Annotated in this window: 23 protein-coding genes; 14 read left to right on the top strand and 9 right to left on the bottom strand. The window is 65.7% G+C overall.

Features of this window, described 5'->3' with window-relative positions; translation table 11 throughout:
• The first annotated feature begins 63 nt into the window (after positions 1 to 63).
• Positions 64 to 966, top strand: coding sequence for a hydrogen peroxide-inducible genes activator (locus DL238_RS08650; protein WP_115491884.1), 903 nt, complete (start codon positions 64 to 66; stop codon positions 964 to 966).
• A 27-nt stretch (positions 967 to 993) separates the two neighbouring features.
• On the opposite strand, the gene DL238_RS08645 is transcribed toward DL238_RS08650, so the two are convergent.
• Both DL238_RS08645 and DL238_RS08640 read right to left on the bottom strand, forming a co-directional pair.
• Positions 994 to 1,902, bottom strand: a complete 909-nt coding sequence (locus DL238_RS08645) for an oxidoreductase (protein WP_115491883.1) — start codon at positions 1,900 to 1,902, stop codon at positions 994 to 996.
• A complete protein-coding gene (locus DL238_RS08640; protein WP_115491882.1) occupies positions 1,899 to 2,573 on the bottom strand; it encodes a ribonuclease HII in 675 nt (224 codons plus the stop codon). Before DL238_RS08640 ends, DL238_RS08645 begins: the two co-directional genes overlap by 4 nt.
• On the opposite strand from DL238_RS08640, the gene DL238_RS08635 reads away from it, so the two are divergent.
• Together DL238_RS08635 and DL238_RS08630 are read left to right on the top strand one after the other, a co-directional pair.
• Entirely contained in the window at positions 2,572 to 3,771 is a 1,200-nt protein-coding gene (locus tag DL238_RS08635; RefSeq protein ID WP_115491881.1) for a PQQ-dependent sugar dehydrogenase, read from the top strand. The two genes, DL238_RS08640 and DL238_RS08635, sit on opposite strands and share 2 nt — an antisense overlap.
• Before the next feature lie 79 nt (positions 3,772 to 3,850).
• Positions 3,851 to 4,375 (top strand): GNAT family N-acetyltransferase, encoded by a 525-nt coding sequence (locus DL238_RS08630; RefSeq protein ID WP_115491880.1) that lies wholly within the window; start codon positions 3,851 to 3,853, stop codon positions 4,373 to 4,375.
• Positions 4,376 to 4,379: 4 nt separating this feature from the next.
• Here DL238_RS08630 and DL238_RS08625 read toward each other — a convergent pair whose 3' ends face one another.
• Positions 4,380 to 5,285, bottom strand: a complete 906-nt coding sequence (locus DL238_RS08625; protein ID WP_115491879.1) for a DUF4253 domain-containing protein — start codon at positions 5,283 to 5,285, stop codon at positions 4,380 to 4,382.
• Positions 5,286 to 5,294: 9 nt separating this feature from the next.
• On the opposite strand from DL238_RS08625, the gene DL238_RS08620 reads away from it, so the two are divergent.
• From DL238_RS08620 to DL238_RS08605, 4 genes are all read left to right on the top strand, one after another.
• Positions 5,295 to 5,867, top strand: coding sequence for a DUF1285 domain-containing protein (locus DL238_RS08620; protein ID WP_115492849.1), 573 nt, complete (start codon positions 5,295 to 5,297; stop codon positions 5,865 to 5,867).
• Positions 5,864 to 6,490: a CoA pyrophosphatase gene (locus DL238_RS08615; RefSeq protein WP_115491878.1), complete on the top strand. Its 627-nt coding sequence runs from the start codon at positions 5,864 to 5,866 to the stop codon at positions 6,488 to 6,490. Before DL238_RS08620 ends, DL238_RS08615 begins: the two co-directional genes overlap by 4 nt.
• On the top strand, positions 6,483 to 7,661 hold the full coding sequence (locus DL238_RS08610; protein ID WP_115491877.1) for a CCA tRNA nucleotidyltransferase: 1,179 nt from the start codon (positions 6,483 to 6,485) through the stop codon (positions 7,659 to 7,661). Before DL238_RS08615 ends, DL238_RS08610 begins: the two co-directional genes overlap by 8 nt.
• Before the next feature lie 323 nt (positions 7,662 to 7,984).
• Positions 7,985 to 8,527, top strand: coding sequence for a hypothetical protein (locus DL238_RS08605; protein WP_115491876.1), 543 nt, complete (start codon positions 7,985 to 7,987; stop codon positions 8,525 to 8,527).
• Between the two features lie 114 nt (positions 8,528 to 8,641).
• Here DL238_RS08605 and parC read toward each other — a convergent pair whose 3' ends face one another.
• On the bottom strand, positions 8,642 to 10,936 hold the full coding sequence (gene parC, locus DL238_RS08600) for a DNA topoisomerase IV subunit A (protein ID WP_115491875.1): 2,295 nt from the start codon (positions 10,934 to 10,936) through the stop codon (positions 8,642 to 8,644).
• Positions 10,937 to 11,040: 104 nt separating this feature from the next.
• Between parC and DL238_RS08595 the strand changes: the two genes are divergently transcribed.
• The 3 genes from DL238_RS08595 to DL238_RS15920 all read left to right on the top strand — a co-directional run bounded on the left by DL238_RS08595 (position 11,041) and on the right by DL238_RS15920 (position 14,653).
• The gene (locus DL238_RS08595) at positions 11,041 to 11,586 is read left to right on the top strand and encodes a type 1 glutamine amidotransferase domain-containing protein (protein WP_115491874.1); all 546 of its coding nucleotides are present in this window, start codon (positions 11,041 to 11,043) and stop codon (positions 11,584 to 11,586) included.
• Between the two features lie 128 nt (positions 11,587 to 11,714).
• Complete coding sequence (locus tag DL238_RS08590) at positions 11,715 to 13,409, top strand: mechanosensitive ion channel family protein (RefSeq protein WP_115491873.1); 1,695 nt, start codon at positions 11,715 to 11,717, stop codon at positions 13,407 to 13,409.
• A gap of 272 nt (positions 13,410 to 13,681) precedes the next feature.
• Positions 13,682 to 14,653 (top strand): hypothetical protein, encoded by a 972-nt coding sequence (locus DL238_RS15920; RefSeq protein WP_147291001.1) that lies wholly within the window; start codon positions 13,682 to 13,684, stop codon positions 14,651 to 14,653.
• Here the strand turns inward: DL238_RS15920 and DL238_RS08580 are convergent.
• The 3 genes from DL238_RS08580 to DL238_RS08570 all read right to left on the bottom strand — a co-directional run bounded on the left by DL238_RS08580 (position 14,650) and on the right by DL238_RS08570 (position 17,214).
• On the bottom strand, positions 14,650 to 14,979 hold the full coding sequence (locus DL238_RS08580; RefSeq protein ID WP_115491871.1) for a 2Fe-2S iron-sulfur cluster-binding protein: 330 nt from the start codon (positions 14,977 to 14,979) through the stop codon (positions 14,650 to 14,652). The two genes, DL238_RS15920 and DL238_RS08580, sit on opposite strands and share 4 nt — an antisense overlap.
• Positions 14,976 to 16,061 (bottom strand): cysteine desulfurase family protein, encoded by a 1,086-nt coding sequence (locus DL238_RS08575; protein WP_115491870.1) that lies wholly within the window; start codon positions 16,059 to 16,061, stop codon positions 14,976 to 14,978. The genes DL238_RS08580 and DL238_RS08575 overlap by 4 nt, the downstream gene beginning before the upstream one ends.
• 85 nt (positions 16,062 to 16,146) lie before the next feature.
• A complete protein-coding gene (locus tag DL238_RS08570; protein ID WP_115491869.1) occupies positions 16,147 to 17,214 on the bottom strand; it encodes a cysteine desulfurase family protein in 1,068 nt (355 codons plus the stop codon).
• Between the two features lie 121 nt (positions 17,215 to 17,335).
• Here DL238_RS08570 and DL238_RS08565 point away from each other — a divergent pair, with 121 nt between their 5' ends.
• Together DL238_RS08565 and DL238_RS16505 are read left to right on the top strand one after the other, a co-directional pair.
• Complete coding sequence (locus DL238_RS08565; RefSeq protein ID WP_010238692.1) at positions 17,336 to 17,992, top strand: alpha/beta hydrolase; 657 nt, start codon at positions 17,336 to 17,338, stop codon at positions 17,990 to 17,992.
• A 188-nt stretch (positions 17,993 to 18,180) separates the two neighbouring features.
• Positions 18,181 to 18,870 carry an energy transducer TonB gene (locus tag DL238_RS16505; protein WP_115491868.1) on the top strand — a complete coding sequence of 230 codons (690 nt, stop codon included), beginning with the start codon at positions 18,181 to 18,183 and terminating at the stop codon, positions 18,868 to 18,870.
• 10 nt (positions 18,871 to 18,880) lie between these two features.
• Here DL238_RS16505 and DL238_RS08555 read toward each other — a convergent pair whose 3' ends face one another.
• Complete coding sequence (locus DL238_RS08555) at positions 18,881 to 19,111, bottom strand: hypothetical protein (protein WP_115491867.1); 231 nt, start codon at positions 19,109 to 19,111, stop codon at positions 18,881 to 18,883.
• Positions 19,112 to 19,172: 61 nt separating this feature from the next.
• On the opposite strand from DL238_RS08555, the gene DL238_RS08550 reads away from it, so the two are divergent.
• Positions 19,173 to 20,999: a DUF885 domain-containing protein gene (locus tag DL238_RS08550; RefSeq protein ID WP_115491866.1), complete on the top strand. Its 1,827-nt coding sequence runs from the start codon at positions 19,173 to 19,175 to the stop codon at positions 20,997 to 20,999.
• Between the two features lie 13 nt (positions 21,000 to 21,012).
• Here the strand turns inward: DL238_RS08550 and DL238_RS08545 are convergent, their stop codons facing one another.
• Entirely contained in the window at positions 21,013 to 21,831 is an 819-nt protein-coding gene (locus DL238_RS08545) for a glutaminyl-peptide cyclotransferase (protein WP_115492848.1), read from the bottom strand.
• A gap of 221 nt (positions 21,832 to 22,052) precedes the next feature.
• Here DL238_RS08545 and DL238_RS08540 point away from each other — a divergent pair, with 221 nt between their 5' ends.
• Positions 22,053 to 23,615: a DUF1570 domain-containing protein gene (locus DL238_RS08540; RefSeq protein WP_115491865.1), complete on the top strand. Its 1,563-nt coding sequence runs from the start codon at positions 22,053 to 22,055 to the stop codon at positions 23,613 to 23,615.
• Positions 23,616 to 23,670: the final 55 nt, after the last annotated feature.

Raw genomic sequence — 23,670 nt, 5'->3', positions numbered from 1 at the left:
TCTCGTCGCCGGGAGGCCATAGGTCCAATTGAAACTCCCCCGCCCGCGCGATAGACCCTGTCTATGGCCATCACGCTCAAGCAGCTGCGTTACCTGACGACTTTGCAGGAAGAGCGGCACTTCGGGCGTGCTGCCAGCCGCCTCAATGTGACACAGCCGACCCTCAGCCAGCAGGTCCGCCAGCTCGAAGCGATGCTGGGTGCGACGCTGGTGGAGCGCGGACAGCCCGCCTCACTCACCCCGATCGGTCGCGACATCGCGCGCCGTGCGCGCGAGATCCTGAGCGAGGTGGCCGAGATCCAGCATCTGGCCGACCGGGCGCAGGGCATGCTGTCGGGAACGGTCCGCTTCGGCGTGACGCCCACGCTCGGCCCCTACCTGATGCCCAAGGTGGTCACCCGGCTGCACGCCGCGCATCCAGAGCTGCGGCTGCACATCCGCGAAGGCATTCCGGACGAACAGGCACGCGCGCTCGCCAACGCAGAACTCGACATGCTGCTCGCGCCGCTGCCGATCGACCATCCGCGCCTGCATGTCGAACCGCTGTTTCGCGAACCCCTCGCGCTGGTCGGGCCGCCCGACCATCCGCTCCACCGCAAGGGGCAGGCGACGGCGCGCGATTTCGAGGGCGAAGCCATCCTCAGCCTCGATCCGCGCCATCACTATTCGCGTCAGGTCGCCGACATATGCGACGATCTGCACGCGACCCTGCTGCGCGACTACGAAGGCACCAGCCTCGACGGATTGCAGCAGATGTCGGGCTCGGGCCTCGGCCTCGCGATTCTGCCGGAGACCTACCTGCGTTCGGAATCGGGGGGCGAGCACATCGTGCGGCGCTTCGCCATTGCCGATTGGGAGGCATACCGGTCTATTGCAGGCGTCTGGCGCAAGGGCTCGGTCCTCGCCGACGCCTTCGCCCAGATCGCGGCGGTGATTACCGAAGAGGCGAACCGGACGCTGGCCTGATCGCGGCGACCATCGAGCAGCGGGCGATCAGGTTGCGGGCGCGAGCTCCGGATCGACCCCGGTCATGTCCTTGGAGATTTCCCACAGGCGCGCGGCGAGCAGCGGGTCACGCGCCGGCGCGGTTGCGACCGCCCTGCCCGATGATGCGCCCTTGAGCTCCATAAAGCCGTAGGGGCCGTAATATTCGCCGCCCTGCGCCGCCGGATCGATCGCCGCCTGCAACGCGGGCAACGCGCCCTGCCTCGCGGTGTTGAGGACCGGCCCGGCGATCGGCATCAGCCACTTCGCCCAGTTGGTCTGCCGCGCCAGCTCGGTCTTCGCGACGCCGGGATGGCAGGCGATGCTGGCGACGGGCGATCCCGCCGCGCGCAGCCGCCGGTCCAGCTCGATTGCGAACATGAGGTTCGCAAGCTTGCTCTGGCCGTAGAATTTCTGGAGCGCGTAGTCGTCTTCGCCCGCGAGATTGTCGAACGCGATGGTCGCGGGCCGGTGCGCGATGCTCGACTGCACGACCACGCGCGGATCCTTGCCCTTGGCGAGCGCGGGCAGCAGCAGGCTGGTGAGCGCGAAATGGCCGAGATGGTTGACCGCGAAGTGCATCTCCGCCCCGCCGGTGCCGATGGCGTGGGGCACCCACATGATCCCCGCATTGTTGACCAGCAGGTCGAGGCTCTCGATCCCCTCGGCAGCGGCGCGGACCGACGCCATGTCGGCAAGGTCCAGATCGACGATCTCGATCTGCGCGCCCGGCGCCAGCTTCAGCAGGTCCCGCCGCGCATTTTCAGCCTTATCGCGGTTGCGGCAGCCCATCAGGACCTTCGCGCCGTTTTTCGCGAGCATTTCGGCGATATGGAAGCCGATGCCGGTGTTCGCCCCAGTGACCAGCGCGGTGCGCCCGGTCTGGTCCGGAATATCGTCGAACGTGAAACCCTTCATGCGCTGATCTCCATTGGCCTCTCTAGGGGCATTTCCAGCTGGGCCACCGGTGCGAAGCTGCGGCGGTGCAGCGCGCATGGCCCATGCCGTCTCAATGCATCGAGATGCTCTCGTGTCCCGTATCCCTTGTTACGCTCCCACCCGTAGTGCGGATGGTCGAGCGCGGCGGCGGCCATCAGGCGGTCGCGCCATTCCTTGGCGAGGATGCTCGCCGCCCCGATCGCAGGCTCGCGCCCGTCGCCGCCCACGATCGCGCGGGCGGGCCAGCGCCAGCCCTCGCACCGGCCCTTAGGGGTCAGGTTGCCATCGACCAGCACCATGTCGGGCGCGCGGCCCAGCGCTTCGGCCACGCGCGCGACGGCCAGCGTCATCGCCAGCATGGTGGCGCCGAAGATGTTGTGCCGGTCGATCTCGGGCGCGTCGATCACTGCGACGCCCCACGCGCAACGCCGCCGAATCTGCTCGTCGAGAACGGAACGCTTGGCCGCGACAAGCTTTTTGGAATCGTCGAGCCCACCCGGGCGCGGCTTGCACAATGCCACCGCAGAGGCCACCACGGGCCCCGCAAGCGGCCCGCGCCCCGCCTCGTCGACACCGACGATCAGGGCACCGGGCGGGCACAGGGCCGCCAGATCGGCCGGGCAACCATAGAGAGGACTCGTTGCGAGCATGACCAGGAACCGCTTACTAACTCTCGCCCTGACTACCAGCCTCGGCGTGATCGCCTCAAGCTGCGGCAATGCCACGACCGGGGAGAATGCGCCGAGCGCGTCCGCTTCCTCCGCCGATGCGGCGGGCATGGCGGACGAAACCGTCGGCCCCTTCGCGGTGCGCGACATGGGCACCTTCGACGAGCCGTGGGCGACCGCCTTCGTGCCAGGCACCGCGATGCTGGCCATCACCGAGAAGGCAGGCTCGATCAAGATCGTCGATACGCAGACGGGCACCGCGATGGACGTTTCCGGCGCACCCACCGTCGACTATGGCGGCCAGGGCGGCCTGGGCGACATCGCCTTCCTGCCGGGCGAGGCATCGTCCACCATCGACGGGCGCACGATCTACCTCAGCTGGGCCGAAGCCGGTGACGGCGACACGCGCGGCGCGGTCGTCGGGCGCGGGGAGCTGACCTGCGAGGCGAATGGCTGCGCGGTCGAAGGCCTGAACGTGATCTGGCGGCAGACGCCCAAGGTCACCGGGCGCGGCCACTATTCGCACCGCATCGCCTTCAGCCCGGACGAGCAATACATGTTCGTCTCCAGCGGCGACCGGCAGAAGCAGGACCCGGCACAGGATACGTCCAACACGCTGGGTACGGTGGTACGCCTCAATCTCGACGGCAGCCCGGCGGCGGGCAATCCGCTGGCCGACCAGGGATCCCCGAGCGACGAGATCTGGAGCTGGGGCCACCGCAACGTCCTCGGCCTCGCTTTCGATCCCGCAGGGCGCCTGTGGGATCTGGAGCACGGGCCTGCGGGCGGTGACGAGCTCAACCATGTCGAGCGCGGCAACAACTATGGCTGGCCGCTGCGCTCCGAAGGCGACAATTACAACGGCACGCCGATCCCCGACCACACGCCCGACGACGGCTTTACCAAGCCCGCGATCGAGTGGACCCCGGTGATCGCGCCGGGCGACTTCATCTTCTACACCGGTTCGATGTTCGCCGACTGGCGCGGCGACGCGCTGATCGCGAACCTCAAGGAACAGAACATCGTCCGGGTCGACATGAATGGCACCAGCGCAACCGAAGCCGCACGCTACGATTTCGGCGAACGGCTGCGCGACATCGTGCAGGGGCCCGACGGCGCGCTCTACGTGATCGAGGATGGCGAGGACGCCCGTCTGCGCAAACTGACGCCTGCGGGGTAGCTTTCTCGCAGAGGATCGACAGCGGGCGCGCGGGGGACTAACCGGCGCGCCCGTCCCTTTTCAGGCTCTATCGCTCCTCATGCCCACCATCGTTCCCATCGAAGCTGTGCCCGCCGCCCTGCACGAGCAGCTGCTCGACGCATGCTTCGGGCCCGACCGGACCACCCGCACCGCCTACCGCATCCGCGAGGGGCTGGATCGGCTCGAGGGGCTCAGCTTCGCCGCGCTCGACGACGAGGATTATCTCGCGGGCACGATCGAGATCTGGCCCGTGTCGCTCACCGATGAGGAGGGGCGACAATATCCGCTGCTGATGGTCGGCCCGGTCGCCGTTGCGCCGAGCCGCCAGAACGAAGGCTATGGCCGCGCGCTGATGGCCGCCGCGCTCGGCGCCATCGAAGGCCCGGCGAGCGACACCGCCCCCGCCCTGCCGCAGGTGCTGATCGGCGACCCGGAATATTACGACAAGTGGGATTTCACCGCCGGGCCGACGGGCGGGTGGGACACGCCCGGCCCGGTCGAACGCCACCGGCTCCTCGTGCGCTGCGCCAATCCCGCGGTGCTGCCGCCGCGCGGCATGCTGGGCCCGTGGCGGAACGACTAGCTTCCTAGTCCCACCAGAAATACCACCAGTCGTCGGCCATCAGACTGGCCGCCAGAACCTCCAGCGTCTCGGTCCCTTGGTCGATCAGGTCGCTGCAATACAGATACTGCTCGCGCGCCAGGGCCAGTGCTTCCTCGCGAGAAGCGGGTCGGCGGGCGACGCGCATGTTGATCGTGTCGCTGCTGATCCCGACGATCTGCGCCCCGTATTGCTCGCGCCATTTGCGGTGCACCGCAACGTGGACTTCGGGCGGCGGACACTCGTTCCAGCCGCCCCAGCGCAGGTAGGCGGGAACGGCGGTGGGATCGTCCGTGGGAAGCACCGTGAGATGCACCTTCGCAAAGACTCGCTGCGTCAGGATGTCGGTATGGACCGTGAGCCCCGAACCACCGACCTCTCCGGGCTCGGGCCATTCGCCTGGCTCGGGCTCGAGCCCGTCGGGACCGAATTCCTCCTCGAAACGCCGCTGCAGTTCGCTGGTCACGTCGATGGTGTCGGCAGCCGTCAGAATCTCTTCGACGGATCGGGACGCAGGCCATTCCCCCGCCACCTCATCGGAACTGGGATAGATCGAGGGGTCGTCGATCGTAAAAGCTTCGAGCATCCGGCCTAGAGCTTCGTCGTCGCCAATGATCACCGGCCATCCCTGCCCGGCACGCTTCAGCTTTTCCCATTCCGCAACGGCGACTCGGCCCGGCACCGTAAGGATCGGATAGGGGTAAGCAGCGCGCAACCGTTGCAACTCCTCTTCGCCGAACGTGGACAGAACGCCTTGCGCCGACGCACCGCGCGCGAGGCCGAATATGGCCGCCAGCTTCGCAAACAGTCCCAACACCGCCCTCCTGTCCATCCCGACCCGCACCCCTGAATTCGCGTCATGGTCATTGCACAGCACGGGGCGCTGCGCCATCTGCGCAATATGCCCTACGAACCCCCTCCCCACCTCGCCTCGCTGACCCTGTCGGAAATCGCCGCGCAGGTCGAAGCGCGCAAGCTGCCGCCGGTCGAAGGCTGGGCGCCGCAGCAGGACGGCGATTCGAACATGCGGATCGCGGCGGACGGGACCTGGTTCCACGAGGGATCGCCGATCAACCGGCAGGGGATGGTGCGTGCGTTCTCGGGCCTGCTCACGCGCGATGCCGATGGCGCGCATTTCCTCGTCACCCCGTTTGAAAAGCTTTCGATCGAGGTCGAGGATGCGGCCTTCGTCGCGACCGACATGGTGGTGCGCGACGAAAACGGCACGCCCGCCCTCGCCTTCCGTCTCAACACCGACGAGCTGGTGATTGCGGGGCCCGACCACCCCATAGTGGCGCGCGGCGATGCGGAGACCCCGGCGCTCTATCTCGGCGTGCGGCGCGGGCTTGAGGCGCGGCTCAACCGCAGCACCTACCAGCAGCTGGCCGAGCATGCCCTTTCCGTCGGCGAAGCCGGTGCGGGGGAAGACTGGACCGTCACCAGCATGGGCGAAACCTTCGCGCTGAAGCCGTGAACGCTCCCGACGGCAAACTGGTCGAGCGCCTCCGCACGATTTTCGACGAAGGCCACGGGGTCGAGCTGCCAGACCTGCTCACCGACCGGGCGTTTGCCGGCCGCGATCCGCGCCCCGCCGCCGTGCTGATCCCCGTCACCGACCGGGCGGAAAGCGCTGGAGGGCCGGGCGCGATCCTCACCCAGCGGCCCGCCGACATGCGCAAGCACCCCGGCCAGGTCGCCTTCCCCGGCGGCAAGCTGGACGCGGGCGAGGATGCGGTCGAGGCCGCGCTGCGCGAGGCGCACGAGGAGCTGGCGCTCGACCCGTCGCTGGTACGCGTCATCGGCGCGACCGACCGCTACCATACGGGCACCGGCTTCGACGTGACGCCGGTGCTGGGCGTGATCCCGCCCGACCTGCCGCTGGTGCCCAATCCCGGCGAGGTCGAAAGCTGGTTCGAAGTGCCGCTGTCTGTTCTGTTCGACCGGTCGAACTACACCGAGAACCGCACGATGTGGAAAGGTGCGGAGCGCCGCTATTACGAAATGCACTGGGAAGGCTACCGCATCTGGGGCGTAACCGCCGCGATCATCTTCAACCTGTCGCGGCGGCTGGACATTACGGAGAGTTTCGGTGGCTGAACGCCTGCCTGAGGTGCAATGGACGCAGCGCGAGGATCTCGCCGCGCTGGTTGCCGCGCTGGGGGCGGACAATCTGCGCTGGGTCGGCGGCGCGGTGCGCGACACGCTGCTGGGACTGCCGGTGAAGGATATCGACGCGGCAACGCCGTTGCGGCCCGAGCAGGTGGTCGAAAGGTGCGCGGCGGCCGGGATCAAGACCGTGCCCACGGGCATCGCACATGGCACCATCACCACATTGCCGGGCGGCGGCCCGGTCGAGGTGACGACCTTGCGCCACGACGTCAGCAGCGATGGCCGCCGCGCGACGGTCGCCTTCGCGAGCGACTGGCGCGAGGACGCGGCGCGGCGCGACTTCACCATCAACGCACTTTATGCCGATCCGAACTCGCTCGAACTGTTCGATTATTTCGGCGGATTGCAAGATCTGGAGGCCCGGTGCGTGCGCTTCATCGGCGATCCGGACGAGCGCATTCGCGAGGATCACCTGCGGATCCTGCGCTATTACCGTTTCCAGGCGCGCTTCGGTTCCGACCTCGACGAGCCGGCCGAGAACGCCTGCGCGCGGCTCGCGCCGACTATGAAGGGCCTCAGCCGCGAACGCGTGGCGATGGAGCTGCTCGCGATCCTCGCCCTGCCCGACCCCGCGCCCACGATCGCGCGGATGCAGGCGCGCGGCGTGCTGCCCGTGATCCTGCCCGAAACGGGGACCAGTCAGATCGCCGCGCTCGAACGGCTGATCGCGTGCGAATGCGAGCACGATACGACCGGTACCGCGATCGTGCGGCTCGCGGCGCTGCTTCCCGCAGCCGACAGCATTGCGGAGAGCGTCGCCGCGCGGCTGCGCCTTTCGCGCCAGCAGCGCGGCCTGCTCATGTGCCTTGCCGAGCGGCGCGAGAGCGATGGCGATGCCCCGAAGGCGCTGGCTTACGAGCATGGGCGCGACTGCGCATCAGGGCGTCTTCTCCTGATGGGCGGCGATCCGCATGCGATCGCCCATTGGGAGATTCCGCAGCTGCCCCTGAAAGGTGGCGAGATCGTCGCGCATGGGGTGACCGGCGCGGACGTTTCGCGCCTGCTGCGCCAAGTGGAGGCGCGCTGGATCGCGGAGGATTTCCCCGACCGTGCGCGCGTGCTCAACCTGCTCGAAACGGCATTGGCCGAGCGTGCCTGAACGGATGGGCGGCCATCCATAGCGCCAGACATGACCCCGATCGCCTTGCGCGGGCCCGCAGGAACGCACGAAACGCTATCGGCCACGTGCTTAAGCTTACCTTCAGGCGCAAGATTCTATACCGGTCGCATCGGATCAGGACGGGATTCATGGGCCTGTTGACGCCCACCCGCCGCATAATCATACCGACCCACCGGATTTGGCTCGCGAGCGGGGCTTTGCGCTCTCGCTGTTCCGGACCATTTGCCGGTATCGACCGTTTCAGGGGGTGCACACCCCCACCTCGTGGCTCTCCGGGCCACGGGCAAGACAAGGAGAGTACCATGAAGTTCAAGACCGCACTCACCGCCGCCGCCGCACTCACGCTGGCGACCGCCGCCCACGCCCAGGTGGGCCCGGAAGTCGGCGCGACCGTATATGGCCCGCAGGGCGGCGAAGTCGGCACCATCGAAGCGATCCAGGACGGCGTCGTGGTCGTGAATACCGGCACCTACACCGCGCCCGTTCCCGCCGGAGCCTTCGGCGAAGGCCCGAATGGTCCGGTCATCTCGGTGACGCAGGCCGATCTCAACGCGATGCTCGCGGAACAGCAGAAGCAGATGATCGCCGCGCGTGACGCCGCGCTCGTCGCCGATGCCACCGTGATGAGCGCCGACAACGTCGAAGTCGGCACCGTGACCTCGGTCGATGGCGATGTCGCCATTCTCGAACTCGCCGATGGCCCGGTCAGCCTGCAGCGCGACCAGTTCGCCACCAACGAAACCGGTGCGCTGATCGTCCTCGCCACCGAAGCGCAGCTGATGGCCGCGCTCAACGGCGAAGCACCGACCGAAGGCGGCGAAATGGCGGAAGCCGACGCCGAATAAACCGACAGCTTTCCCTCGATCCACCAGTCGAGGATCGCAAGGGGCGGGTCGTATGCCGAGAGGCGTGCGGCCCGCCTTTTCGTTGGGGCCCTTGCCACCCCATGTCAGCTGGGATCAGAACCGGTTATCCCGCGGGAAGCCCTGAGGCGGCATGCGGCCGGCGCCGCCGCGCGCGACCTTCCATTGCCACATGTCGGTCTCGGTCCGCGTGCGTTCGCCCGAGCCGCCCATCTGCCAGCTGAGGCCGTCCTCCAGCCGGAAGGTGGTGACATCGGCCATCCCGCCATCGCGGTAGCGTTGCAGCTGGACGCCCTGCCCGCGCTGCATCTCGGGCATTTCCTCGAGATTGAAGACCACCAGCTTGCGGTTGTCGCCGACGACCGCGACGTGATCGTGGCCTTCTCCGATATGCGCCACCCGGGCGAGCTTCGCATCGCCCTTGAGCGTCATCACCGCACGGCCCTTGCGCGTTTCGGCCAGCAGTTCGTCGCTCTTGATGACGAAGCCCTTGCCCGGCGTGCTGGCGAGCAGCAGCCGCTCGCCCGGCCTGTGCGCCCATGCGGCGACGATATGCGCGGCATTGTCGATATCGAGCATCGTGCGCACCGGCTCGCCAAAGCCGCGCGCGCCGGGCAGCTTGTCCGCCCCCATGGTGAAGAAGCGCCCGTCGTCGGTGGCGATCAGCAGCTTGTCGGTCGTCTGGGCGTGGAAGACGAAGGCGAGTTCGTCGCCTTCCTTGAACTTCCAGTCCTGCGTCAGGTCGACATGGCCCTTCGCCGCACGAATCCAGCCGCGGGCCGAGAGGATGACCGTGATCGGCTCCTTCTCGATCATCGCGTCCATGCTGAATTCCACCGTCGGCTCGGCCTCGGCAATGGTGGTGCGGCGCGCGCCGAGCGCGGTGTCCTTGCCATATTCCTTGCGCAGCGCGGTGAGATCGCGCTTCAGCCGCGTGCGCTGGCGTGCGGGTGAGTCGAGCAGCTTGTTGAGCTCGTCCTGCTCCTTCAGCAACTCGTCCTTCTCGTTGCGCAGCTGCATTTCCTCCAGCTTGCGCAAAGACCGCAGCCGCATGTTGAGGATCGCCTCGGCCTGCCGGTCGGTGAGGCTGAACTCCTCCATCATCAGCGGCTTGGGCTCGTCCTCGGTGCGGATGATCTCGATCACCCGGTCGAGGTTGAGGAAGGCGATGATGTAGCCTTCGAGCAACTCCAGCCGGTCCGCGATCTTGTCCAGCCGGTGGCGGCTGCGGCGCTGGAGCACGTCGATCTGGCTCACGACCCAGTTCTGCAGCAGCTCCTTCAGGCCCATCACCAGCGGGGTGCGCGTGGAATCGAGCACGTTCATGTTCAGGCCGAAACGCGTTTCCAGATCGGTCAGGCGGTAGAGCGATTCCTTGAGCAGCTCGGGGTCGACATTGCGGCTGCGCGGCACGAGCACGATGCGGATCTGCTCGTCGCTCTCGTCGCGCACATCCTCGAGGATGGGCACCTTCTTGTCCGCGATGACCTGCGCGATCTGCTCGATCAGCTTGCCCTTGGGCACCTGGTAGGGGATTTCGCTGATGACGAGCTGCCACTGGCCGCCGCCCAGCCGCTCGATCCCCGCCTCGCGATCGGCCTCGGTCTCCGCTTCGGCCGCATGGAAGCGCGCCCGGATGCGGAAGCTCCCGCGCCCGGTCTCGTAGGCGGCGGAAATCGCCTCCGGACTGTCGACGATCAGGCCGCCGGTGGCGAGATCCGGCCCCTGCATCAGCTCCATCAGCTCGGCATGTTCGACCGCCGGATTCTCGATCAGCGCGAGCGTCGCGGCGATGACCTCGTCGACATTGTGCGAGGGGATGTTGGTCGCCATGCCCACCGCGATCCCGCTGGTGCCGTTGGCGAGCAGGTTGGGGAACAGGCCGGGGAAGACGACCGGTTCCTCTTCCTCGTTGTTGTAGGTGGGGACGAAATCTACAGTGCCTTCGTCCAGCCCCGCCATCATCGCGATCGCGGTGCGGGTCAGCCGCGCTTCGGTATAGCGGGCGGCAGCGGCGTTATCGCCGTCGATATTGCCGAAGTTCCCCTGCCCTTCGACCAGCGGGTAGCGCAGCGCGAATGGCTGCGCGAGGCGGACCATCGCGTCGTAGACGGCAGTATCGCCATGCGGGTGGTACTTGCCGAGCACTTCGCCGACCACGCGGGCGGATTTCTTGTAGGCGGAGTCGGGCCCGAGGCGCAGCTGGCGCATCGCCCACAGCAGGCGGCGGTGGACCGGCTTCAGCCCGTCGCGAAGATCGGGCAGCGAGCGCGCGGTGATCGTGGACAGCGCATAGACGAGGTAGCGTTCGGACAGCGCGGTCTCGAACGGCGCATCGACGATTGCAGCGGGGGAATCGGGCTCCGCGGGGCCCTGATCTTTGGAAGCCATCGGCTCGCCCTACCACCGGCTCGCCCTGGCCAGAAGCGCGGAACGCAAAGCTGTCCCCGCCCGTTTACCCCGTGAAAGCACATTTGATACGAAAGGACTTCATCATGGCCAAACGCGTTATGATTCTCGCCACCAACGGCTTCGAGCAATCGGAGCTGTTCGATCCCAAGAAGAGCCTCGAAGATGCCGGGATCGAGACCGAAGTGGTCAGCCTGGAATCGGGTGAAATCAAGGCCTGGGACAAGGACGACTGGGGCAAGACGATCAAGGTCGACAAGACCGTGGACGACGTTGCCAATTGCGAAGGCTACGACGCCCTCCTCCTCCCCGGCGGCCAGATCAACCCCGACCTGCTGCGCGTCAACGACCGCGCCGTCGCGATCGTTCGCGAATTCAATGCTGCGGGCAAGCCGATCGCAGCGATCTGCCACGCTCCGTGGCTGCTGATCGAAGCCGATCTGGTGAAGGGCAAGACGCTCACCAGCTATCACTCGATCCGCACCGACATGAAAAATGCGGGCGCCAATGTGGTGGACGAACAGGTGGCCGAAGACGGCAACCTGATCACCAGCCGCAATCCGGACGACATTCCCGCCTTCTCGGAACGCCTGATCAGCCGCGTGCTGGAGAGGGTCCCCGAAAACGCCTAAACGCGTGAAGACAAGACATTGACGAAGGCCCGGTCGCAGCGATGCGGCCGGGCCTTCGCGCATCGGTGCCTGACCTCCGGCGAATCCAAGCACCGGACCCAAGCGCCGGGCCCGCGCATTGGTCGGGCATGATCTTCACCCGGCTCGCCCCCCTCGTCGCTTTCTTCCTGCTTTGCATAGGGAGCGCGAATGCGCCCCTCCTCGCGCAGGATGGCCGACAGGTCGAACAGGGCAGTTCGCCCACGGTCTACGAGGTCGAAAGCCTCGACAACGGCACGGGGCAGGAGCCTCCGCGGCTGTTCCTCGACACGCCGATGGGCCTGATCGAAAGCTTCATGGTCGCGGGCGAGCGCGAGGACTGGGACCGCGCCACCGCCGCGCTCGACTATGCCAATATCGCTCGTAGCGAAGCGCAGGTGGATCGCGAGGAGCTGGCGGCGCAGCTCTATCACCTGATGAGTCACACGGTCGCGATCGACTGGGCGGCGCTGCCCGACCGGCCCGATGCGATGGACGTCACTGCGAGCAGCAAGAACCCGATGGCGGGCGTATCGCGCCGCTCGCTGACGATCGCCCTGCTCGAACTGGGGGACCGGCGCGTCCCGATCCGGCTCGCCCGCGTGCAGGAACCGGGCGGAGAGCCGGTATGGGTGTTCAGCCGCCAGACGGTGGCCAACGTGCCAGCGCTCTACGCCGAATACGGCCCGACCGAGTTCGAGAAGATGCTGCCCGCCCCCTTGCGCGAACAGGCGGCATGGACGCTCGCCTGGTGGGAGCTGATCGCGCTGCCACTGGTGCTGATCGTCGCGGCGGTCGCGGGGCTGCTGACCTATCTCGCGATCCGCCGCCTGCGCGAGCGATACGACGCGGATACCAAGATCGGCGGCGTGCTGCAGGCGATCCACCTGCCCGTCACGCTGCTCGCATTCGCGGGCACCTTCGCCCTCGTGCGCAACACCGTGCTGCGCCTGTCCGGCCCGGCGAAGGACTTGCTCGACCCGTTCCAGCTGATCCTGATCATCGCGGCGATCCTCGGCATGGCGCTCGCCGCGATCGAGGCGCTGTTCGAATTCGCGACGAGCCGCAGGACGGACGAGCTGGAGGCACCGGGCAACCACGAAGACCGCAACTTCTACACCAAGATGAGCGCGATTCGCCGGATCGTAACCGCGCTGCTGCTGCTTGCCGCAGTCGGCTTCCTGCTGGTGGCGAGCAATATTGCCGACACGCTCGGCTTCTCGATCCTCGCCTCTGCCGGCGTCCTCGGCCTCGTCCTCGCCTTTGCCGCGCGCAAGGTGCTCGGCGACATCATGGCGAGCGTGCAGATCGCCTTCGCGCAGACCGCACGGATCGGCGATGCCGTGCAGTTCGAAGGGCAGTGGTGCTTCGTCGAGAAGATCGGCTTCACCCACCTGCGGCTGCGCACGTGGGACGAGCGGCGGGTGATCGCCCCGGTCAGCACCTTCACCGGCGAAAGCTTCGAGAACTGGACCAAGCAGGACGCCAGCCTGATGACCCATGTCGAGCTGCAGCTCGACAACCGCGCTGACGTGGACGCGCTGCGCGAGGAATTCGGCAACTACGTGCAGCAGGACGATGACATCGTCGATCCCGAGGATGCGGTGTGCGAAGTCGTCGCGCAGGATGCCCGGGCCAAGACGGTGCGCTTCATGGCGCGCGCCGCCGATCCCAAGACGGGCTGGTCGATGCATTGCCGCGTGCGCGAGCACATGCTCGCCTTCGCAGCGCGACTCGATGCCACGATCGAGCCTACGCCGGTCTATTTCGCGCGCGAACGCGAGGTGTCGTTGGAGGCGAAATAGGGTGATCGACGAGAGAATCTCGATTACAGACCTCTCCGAACCGCCATCAATGACATCGTAGGACGCCGTAGGCGAAGACATAGCGATTGAAGCGCTCGTCAGCAAAAAAGCGTCTTTACCTGATACATTTTTGGCCAGTACCACGAAAAACGCAAAGATTTCACCAGACGGGTCATCGAAGCTCTTATTCCAACGCCAGATTGGCATGAAAATTGGTAAATAAGGAGCGCACCTGGCTTGTCTAACTAGCGAGTTTGTCCTTCCTTTGCCCCATGCTCGCATCCGGCTGGAAATATTTTAGGAGAAGTTTGAAGCGCCCGGCATCCGCCTTTGGCGGGAGTCGTGACAGCAAAATTGTCATCGAAATCGACGATAATTTTCGCCGCGCCAAAAGAAATCTTCTATGGGGAGCGACCGCAGCCTTTTTCCTCGCATTTGCAACAATCAACCAAGACAAATGTGGTAGTCTAAATCTAAACTTTTTGGTGCAAGGCAGCCTACTTATACGTTATATCGCAGCATTCCTATTTTTTTATGTGCTTTATGCTGCTTGGTCGTTCTGGACGGAAGTTCGGCGGGCAAATTTCAGAAACTCTCCCGCGGGGATCAAAGACGAGAATTCGAGCGTAGACGATAAAAAATCGAATTTATACCATGAAATGGTCCTACGAGATTTTAGAAACAGCTTAGATAAGTTTCAGACCGAGATGTCAGAACTTAAAACTGAATTTTTCACTAAAATAGAGGTCGAAGAATACGATCCTGGAATGTTGGCTGAAGATACCAATTTTATATCAAATATAGTTTATCAAGCAGAATGTAATTATAATGGCATTTTACGATTGAGGAATGATATTATTACAATCTCCGAGCGTAATCCTATATCTGCTGTTATTGACCATTTAAACAAAGAAGTTATACCCGATACAAGGGTAGAAGATGGAGATTTCGAACTCGCAAAAATATCTATCGAACGATTGAAGCGAAATGTTTCAGCTCGGCTACGTTCAAAAGAACATGCCATCGAGAAAAATCAAGAATCCATCATCGATATGATACACGCACTTCGCTCAGACATGGACTCAGTCATTAATACATATCAGGCGTTTAGCGATAAAATCCAAAAAGGAGATTTGAGAGATCATTTCTTGTTAGAACAGCTCTTCCCCTTCTCGTACGCAGCTATAGCGCTCGTAACGCTCATAATGACGCGCCATGACTGTGTCCTACCATTGCTGAGCTAGACCCGGCTCATATCGTGCGCATCGGCGGGGATGGTGACTTCCAGCCCGTCGAGCGCGTCGGTCAGCTCGATCTGGCATGAGAGGCGGCTGGTCGGACGTACGCCGTAGGCGAGGTCGAGCATGTCCTCCTCGTCTTCGCTCGCCTCGGGCAGCCGCGCGAACCATTCCTTGGCGACCAGCACGTGGCAGGTGGAGCATGCCATCTGCCCCTCGCACGTACCCTCCAGCGGCATCCCGGCCCCTTGCGCCACCTTGAGCAGCACATCGCCCGCCTGGGCTTCGGCCTCGACCCGCTGCCCGTCCGCCTTGTGAAAGATGACTTTCATGCTTGCGAGTCTGCCGCGTCGAGGATGATCGAGCAAGCGCGCTGCATGTCGTCGCGCGTCGTATAGCGCCCCCAGCCCAGCCGAATCGACGATTTCGCCTGTGCATCGCTGAGCCCGATCGCGCGCAGCACATGGCTGGTGCGGCCCGAGCCGCTGGCGCAGGCCGACCCGGCGGAGAACATGACCTCGCGGCATTCGCTCATGAGGCGCGCGACATCCAGACCATCGCGGCGAATGTTGAGATTGCCGTGCCAGCGCTGCTCCGCACTGCCGTTGAGCGTCCAGCCGGAGAAGGCATCGCGCGCGATCTGCCACAGCTCTTCGACATGCGCCGCGTCCTCTTCCATCCGTTCGACCGCGAGTGCCGCCGCCGCGCCGAACCCGGCGCACAAAGCAGGCGAGAGCGTGCCCGAGCGCAGGCCCTGCTCCTGCCCGCCCCCCTCGACATGCGGGATCAGCGACAGGCCATCGCGCACCCACAGCGCACCGATCCCCTTGGGTCCGTGGAGCTTGTGCGCGCTGACCGCGATCATGTCGGCTTTCGGCGGCAACGCCATCTTGCCCGCCGCCTGCACGCCGTCGACCAGCAACAGCGCGCCGGTTTCCTTCGCGCGTTCCGCCATCGCGGCGATGGGCTGGATCGTGCCGATCTCGTTATTGAGCTGCATCACGCACATCAGCCCGACATATTTCGGCATCTCGACATCGGGCGCGATCAGTCCATCCGGCCCGACCGGCAGCTCGGTCCAGTTGCCGATCGCCTTGACCGTATCGATCACCGCCGCGTGCTCGATCGCGCTGAAGGCGATGTGCTCGCCGGAGCGGACGGCCGCATTGCCACGGATCGCGAGATTGATCGCCTCGGTCGCGCTACCGGTGAAGATCACCTGTCCGCCGGGAGGGAACAGCGTGGCGACCTGATCGCGCGCCACCTCGACCGCTGCTGCTGCCATGCGGCCCATGCGATGCGGGCTGTGCGGATTGCCGAAGGTGTCGCTATCCGGGCCGCCGAGCCACGCGAGCATCGCCTCGCGCGCTTCGGGCGCGAGCGGGGTGGTGGCCTGGTAGTCGAGGTAGATCATCCAACGGGCACTAGCCGTTCGTGCCGAGCTTGTCGAAGCGCGAACAGAGGCACGCGCCCTTCGACAGGCTCAGGACGAACGGAGGTTACGAAAGCGACCGCCAGGCCTCAGCAAACGCTTCCAGTTCCTCCGGCGTCGTGCTCCACCCCATGCTGACCCGGATCGTGCGCGCGGCGACATCGTCGGGCACGCCGAAGGCATCGAGCACGCGGCTCTTCTTGAGCGTACCCGAGGAACACGCGCTCCCCGCCGACACCGCAAAGCCCATCGCGTCGAGCCGGATCAGTTGGGCTTGGGCGCTCATGGTCGGGTGAGCGACGGCGATGATGTACGACCTTTGCGGTCCGAATATAAGCGGCTCGCCGTGCTCACGGAGACTGTCTCTCAGGTCAAGACGCTGTCCGGTGTCCGTGGCCCAAGTCTCTTGCCCACCCGCTTCCAGCGCCGCCGCAAAGCCGAGGGCGGCGGGCATGTTCTCGGTTCCCTGGCGATAGCCACGTTCGTGGCCACCGGTCGGTTCCAGCATGGCATAATCGCGAACGAGCAAGGCGGCGATTCCGATCGGCCCGCCCAGCTTCTGCGACGACACGACCGCCATATCGACATCGGGTATCCGGCGTTTTCCCGCACTCTGAGAGCAATCGCAAAGGAACAACCCGCCAGCTTCGCGAACCCGATCCACGATCTCGCGTGTGTGATCGCCGCCGGGCACGATGAGCTCGGTACCGGTTTCCGAGTTGACGGCCTGGATCACGACCATTGCCTTGCCCGGCTTTGCGAGCGCTGCGTCGAGGGCCTCGCGCGCAAGCTCGGCCTTCATGTCGGCAATCGGCACCACCTCCGCATCGGGCGCCGCGCGAAACACTGCATCATGCTCCACCGCGCTGACGATCCGGCGGTCCACCTTCGCGCGGTTGAGCGCGATCCACAGCGCCTCGCTCGCGCCGCTGGTAAAGATCACCTCGCCGTCCCATCCCAGCGCAGCCTTCACCCGTGCGCGGGCATCCTCCAGCGCCTGCTTGGCTTTGCGCCCCTCGGCATGCGGGGAGGACGGGTTGGCCCAAATCGCAAACCCCTCCTCCATCGCAGCCTTCGCCTCGGGCCGCAGCGGCGAGGTGGCGGCGTGGTCCAGATAGATGCGGGAACGCGTCAACGGATGCTCGAAGTAATTGCGAAATGCGGCATAAAGCCTATATAGCCGCCCACCTCGCGCGCGCCACCGCCCAAACCGATGGCGCTTGTGCCAGCTCAGCTATTTCCGGATCCCAGCACCCATGCCCACCGTCATCTTCCCCGGTCCCGAAGGCCGCCTCGAAGGCCGTTTCTCGCCCCCGCCGCGCCCGCGTGCGCCGGTCGCGCTGATCCTCCACCCGCACCCGCAGGGCGGCGGCACGATGAACGAGCGGATTACGCAGAGCCTGTACAAGACCTTCGTCGATCGCGGTTTCGCGACGCTGCGGTTCAATTTCCGCGGTGTGGGCCGCAGCCAGGGCAGCTTCGACAACGGCATCGGCGAACTCTCCGATGCTGCCAGCGCGCTCGACTGGATCCAGTCGATCCATGAAGAAGCGCAGGTCACCTGGGTGGCCGGCGTGTCCTTCGGCGCGCTGATCGGCATGCAGCTGCTGATGCGCCGCCCCGAAATCCGCGGCTTCATCTCGGTCGGCGCGCCGGCGAGCATGTACGACTTCAGCTTCCTCGCGCCCTGCCCCGCCAGCGGCATCTTCGTCCATGGCGCGGCCGATACGGTGGTGCCGCCGCCGGCCGTTACCAAGCTGGTCGAGAAGCTGCGGACGCAAAAGCACATCACGATCCATCATGAGGAAATCCCGCGTGCGAACCACTTCTTCGAGAAGGAGCACGACGAGATGATGGGTGCGGTGAACAACTACCTCGATTTCCGCCTCGATCCGTCCTGCCCGATCCGCTGACGGAAGCGGGCGGCGAAGGTCGCCCCTTCCCTGCCAAGCTGAAACCCGCAGTTTTGCAAGGCATCAAGCCGTGTCTCCATTCGGTTCCGTATTGAAACGTTATACCATCTAGCATCTGTTCATGGTAATAGTGTAACATCCCTTTTGGATGCGGCGGAAAGTCGCCCGACAAAACAGGAGAGATGCCAATGGCTTATGGCTATGCACACCAGCCCCGGAACCGGATGACGGCGATCGTCGCGGTGGCCGGAATCCATGCCGGAATCGGTGCACTGCTGATCTATGGACTGACTACCGGGGGTTTCGCGGCGCCCGAGATTCCGAACCTGACCGCCGGCCAGATCAAGGTCGAGCCGCCGCCCCCGCCGCCGACGCCCGAGCCCCAGCCGACATCGAACGCCCAGCCCTCGTCGCGCGACGTGGTTGCACCCAAGCCTCCGCTCAATGTCTCGACCAATCCGCCGCGGGTCGACACCAGCGACATCATCCTCCCGCCGATGCCGCCGCAGCCTTTGCCGCTCCCCAGCGTCACGCCGACGCTGGCTCCCCCGCCTCCGCCCCCCAGCCCCACGCCGAGCATCGATCCGGTCGCCGCGCGCCCGGCGAACGATCCCGGCAGCTGGGTGACGCAGGCCGATTACCGGTCGAGCTGGGTCTCGCGCGACTATGCGGGCCAGGTCGGCTTCCGCCTGTCGGTCGGCGCGAGCGGAAGGGTGGAGAATTGCACGGTCACACGGTCCTCGGGCGTTTCCGCGCTCGACCAGGCGACCTGCCAGCTGGTGACGCGGCGCGCGCGCTTCGACCCGGCGAAGAACGGCCAGGGCCGCGCGGTCGCGGGCAGCTATTCCAGCGCGGTCCTCTGGCAACTGCCCGACTGACCGCGTCGGATCACATGCCATCCCCGCTTCCGGCAGGCCCGTTTTCGCCGGGCACGCCATCGACCGGCGACGTGCCGCTGGAATCGGGGATGGTCCAGATCGCCACATTCATCAGCGCGACGAGCGCCGCGACCACCATCAGCCCCGCCTGCTTGCGAAAGCCCCGACGAAACAGGATCACCGCGCCCCCGATCAGCAGGAGGGCGGCGAGGACGAGCAGCGAGAGGACGATATCGAGCATGGCGTTCCCTTACCGGCTGGACGATTGACGGGAAAGCACCTGCGCTCCATCAACCTGCTCCATGAACACATTCTCGCTCACTCGCCGCCAGACCCTCGCCGGGCTCGCCGCCTCCACCGCCCTCACCCTCGGGGGATGTTCGACCACCGGCACCGCGCCCCGCCTGCGCGCGATGACCACGGCGCCCGACGAATGGCTCGACCAGGTCGCCTACGGGATGCTGCAGTATGAGCCCGAGCGGGCGACCAGCCTAGGCGTCGATACCGGCGAATATGCGGGCCTTCGCGGCAAGCTGGAAGACCAGTCGCCTGCGGGCCAGCGCGAATATGCCGCCTACCTGCGCTGGGTCGTCAACCAGATGGACGGGCTCGACGAAAGTGGCCTCACGCCGGATCAGCAGACCAGCTACCAGGTGGTTCGCAGCGCTTTTTCCAATGCGGTCGAAGGCTTCGACCTGCCCTATGGCGATGTCGCGGTCGGCAGCTGGCGCAACGCGCCCTACGTCGTCATCCAGAACGTCGGCACCTATCTCGACATGCCGCGCTTCCTCGATTCCTCGCAGCCCCTCTCCGACGAGGCCGACGTCGGCTATTACCTCGACCGTCTGAAGAGCGTGGACAGCGCGCTCGACGGCGAGCTCGAACGGCTGGAAAAGGCACGCGCGCTGGGCGTGATCCCGCCCGACTTCCTGCTCGACAAGGCGATCGCCGCGATGGAAGCGAGCGTGGCCTCCGCCCCGCAGGACTACGTCAAACCGCTGGAAAAAGCGCCCGAGGGTGCGCGCGATGCGGCGATGGCAACCGCGCGCATGGTGGTCGACGCCGAGATCGTCCCCGCGTTGCAGCGCCAGCTCGCCGAACTGAAGGCAGAGCGTGCCCGCGCCAACTTGAACGCCGGCATGTGGGCCCAGCCGGGCGGACCGGAATGGTACGCCTGGGCGCTGAAGGCGAGCACGACCACCACGATGTCGCCCGACGAAATCCACGAACAGGGGCTGGAAGAGCTGGATGCGCTCCACGCGCGGATGGACCCGATCCTGCGCGATATCGGCTACGACAGCGGCACGGTGGGCGAGCGGATGCAGGCGCTGAGCACCGACAAGCGCTACCAGTTTGCCGAGGGCGATCCGGGCCGCAAGCAGATCATGGACTTCATCCATGACCGGATCGACTGGATCACCGCGCAGATGCCGCGTGCGTTCAACGAGCTGGTCGATCCCAATGTCGAGGTCCGCCGCCTGCCGCTGGCCGAGGAACCGGGCGCGCCGGGGGCCTATGGCGGCGCGGGCAGCAAGGACGGATCGATCCCCGCGCGCATGTGGATCAACCTTCGCACGACCGACCTGCATCGCAAGTACGACCTTGCCGACCTGACCTATCACGAGTCGGTCCCGGGCCATGCGTGGGAAGGCACTTTCTCCAATCGCCTGCCGCTGATCCGCAGCATCCTCGCCTTCAACGCCTTCTCCGAAGGCTGGGCGCTCTATGCCGAGCAGCTCGCCGACGAGCTGGGCGCATACGACGATTTCCAGGTCGGGCGGCTGGGCTATCTCCAGAGCCTCGCCTTCCGCGCCTGCCGTCTCGTGGTCGACACCGGCCTGCACCACAAACGCTGGACGCGCGAGCAGGGCCGCCAGTTCTTCGTCGAGCGCAATGGCAGCAAGGCGGAGGAAGTCGCGAGCGAGGTCGATCGCTATTGCAGCTGGCCGGGCCAGGCCTGCGGCTACAAGATCGGCCATTCGCAGATCGTCGCCCAGCGTGAGCGGGCGAAGCGCGCGATGGGCGGCGCGTACGACTTCAAGGGCTTCAACACGGCGGTGATTCTGGGCGGCAATTCGCCTCTCGACGTGCTCGACAAGACCGTGTCGCGCTACATCTCCAACGCGTGAGCGACGCGGCGGCCTAGTCCGCCGCCGCTTCCCCGCGCGGGACGAAGCGGACTTCGAACAGGGTCGGCCACAGCTTGCCCGTGACGAACCAGCGCCCGGTTTGCGGATCGTGGGCGATCCCGTTGAGGACCGCGCCGGGATCGGGCGCGGCAACTTCGTCCACCAGCGGGCCGAGGTCCACGATCTTGCGGATCGCGCCGTCCGCCGGGTCGATCGCGACGATCACCTGGCTGTACCACTGGTTGGCCCAGATCAGCCCGTCGGCCACTTCGAGCTCGTTGATCCGCGGCACCGGGCGGCCATCGATCGTCACGCCGATCTCGCGCCGCAGCGCGTAGGTCTGGGGGTCGAGAAGGCGCAGCACATCGCTGCCGTCGGATGCCACCAGCGCGTCGCCCAGCACCGCCAGCCCCCAGCCCTCGTAGGGGAACGGGTCGCTGCGCACTGGCTCGAGACCGTCGAGCGTCCAGCGGTGGATCACCCGGTCCTTCCAGGTGAGGCTGACCAGTTCGTCACCCCACAGCGCCAGCCCTTCGCCGAACTGCTCCGCCGGTATGTCGCGCCCCGCAAGAACTTCTCCGGTGGCGAGGTCCACCCGCCGGATCTGCGACTGCCCGAGCTGCCCCGTGCTCTCGTAGAGATGGCCGTCGTGCCAGAGCAGGCCCTGCGTGAAGGCTTGCGGATCGTGCGGATAGCGCGCGACCACTTCGACCTCGTATATGACCGGGGCGGCATCCTGCGCCGGAGCTGCAACGTCCTGCGGAGGCTGCTGCGCCACCGCAAGGGCGGGCGCCAGCGCGACGGCGGCTGCGAAGATGGGCTGGAGGATCATGCGCGCGATCATGCCGCCCCTCAAACGCCTTCGCACATGACATTCTCCTGAAGGGCCCATGCGAGCCGACACCGCGCCACCACTCGCATCCTACAGGCGGCACCGCTCATCCGGCAATACGCGGACGGGGGGATTGCGCCCGCCGCCTGCCGAACAGGGTGGCATTCGGGCGTGCCTGCCGCCATAACCTTCGGGAATGACGACCGAATCGGGGGGCTCGAATGTCGTTTGTATCAAGGTTCATCGCCGCGTTGGCGGTCTTCACGCTTGCCAGCCCGGCGCAGGCCGACTGGTGGGAGGCTTCGACCGACCATTTCGTGATCTATGCCGACGACAGCGAGAGGGACGTGCGCCGATTCGCCGACCAGCTCGAACGGTATCACGCGGCGATGGAGTTCGTGACGGGCCGCGAGGTCGGCAAGCCGAGCCCGTCGAACCGCGTGGTCATCTTCGTCGCGGGAAATCAGAGGGACATTCGCGATCTCGTGGGCAGCGACAGCCGCTGGATTCGCGGCTTCTACGTTCCGCGCGCGGGCGCGTCGCGCGCCTTCGTGGAGGACATCGGCTATTCGAAGGGCGGTGAGCTGAGCGAATCGATGACCACTCTGCTCCACGAATACGCGCACCATTTCCTGATGTCGTCGACCGCCTACGGCCTGCCACGCTGGATGAACGAGGGCGCGGCGGAGTTTTTCGCATCGGCCAGTTTCGATCGAGACGGCAGCGTCTCGGTCGGGCGGCCCGCGTACCATCGCGGCTACGAACTCACCAATGCGGTGGACGTCTCTGCCGACGAGCTTCTCGATCCGGACCTGTACGAGCGCAACCGGAGCAGGCGCTACGACGCGTTCTACGGGCGTAGCTGGCTGCTCTATCACTACCTTACCTTGTCCGGCGAACGGCGAGGCCAAGTGAGCGCCTACGGACGGATGCTGCTTCAAGGCATGCCGTCGATCGAGGCCGCGCGCGCGGCATTCGGCGACCTGAACGAGCTCGACGACGATCTCGACGATTATCTCAGGTCGAGCAGAATGAATTATGTCCCCGTCCCAAGCGATCGGCTGGATATAGGCGATATCGTACTTCGCCGACTGCCCGAGGGCGAGGCCGCCGCGATCGAAGTGCGCATGCAATCGCAGCGCGGCGTCAACGCGGAACAGGCCGCCGAACTGGTGATCGATGCACGCGAGGTTGCGGCGGAGTATCCCGACGACCCGGGCGTGCTCACCGCCTTGGCCGAGGCGGAATACGATGCCGGCAACGACGATGCCGCCATCGCGGCGGCCGACCGCGCGATCGCGATCGATCCCGATCGTCGCAACGCCTATGTCCAGAAAGGCTTCGCACTGTTTCGCAAGGCTGGCGATGCCCAGGACCGCGAGGCTGCGTACGCGGCGGCCATGGCGCCGTTCTCCGCGCTCAACCAGCGCGAGAACGACCATCCGATGCCGCTGATCTACTACTATCGCAGCTTCGTGGAACGCGGCCTCGAGCCCAGCGAAACCGCACGCCACGCGCTCGAGCGGGCGTCCCAACTGGCACCCTTCGACCACAGTCTGGCGATGAACGTGGGGCTGATGCAGGCGAACGAGGGCAAGATCGCCTTGGCCCGGAAGACGCTGGCGCCGGTTGCTACCAACCCGCATGGCGGCAGCTTCGCGGAGACTGCCGCGCGCTATCGCGAAGAGCTGGCCGATATCCCCGAAGGCACGCCCTGGTACCCTGTCTACGACGCGCAGGCCGATCAGCTCGAAATCGAAGATCTGCCCGACGACGAGAGCTAGGGTTCGGGTTGCATTACAAGGGTCGACCGGCCCGAAAGGGTTTATGAGGCCCCGC

The sequence above is a fragment of the Alteriqipengyuania lutimaris genome (genome assembly GCF_003363135.1).
GTDB lineage: Bacteria > Pseudomonadota > Alphaproteobacteria > Sphingomonadales > Sphingomonadaceae > Alteriqipengyuania > Alteriqipengyuania lutimaris.
This window is presented reverse-complemented; position numbering and strand designations above follow the sequence as displayed.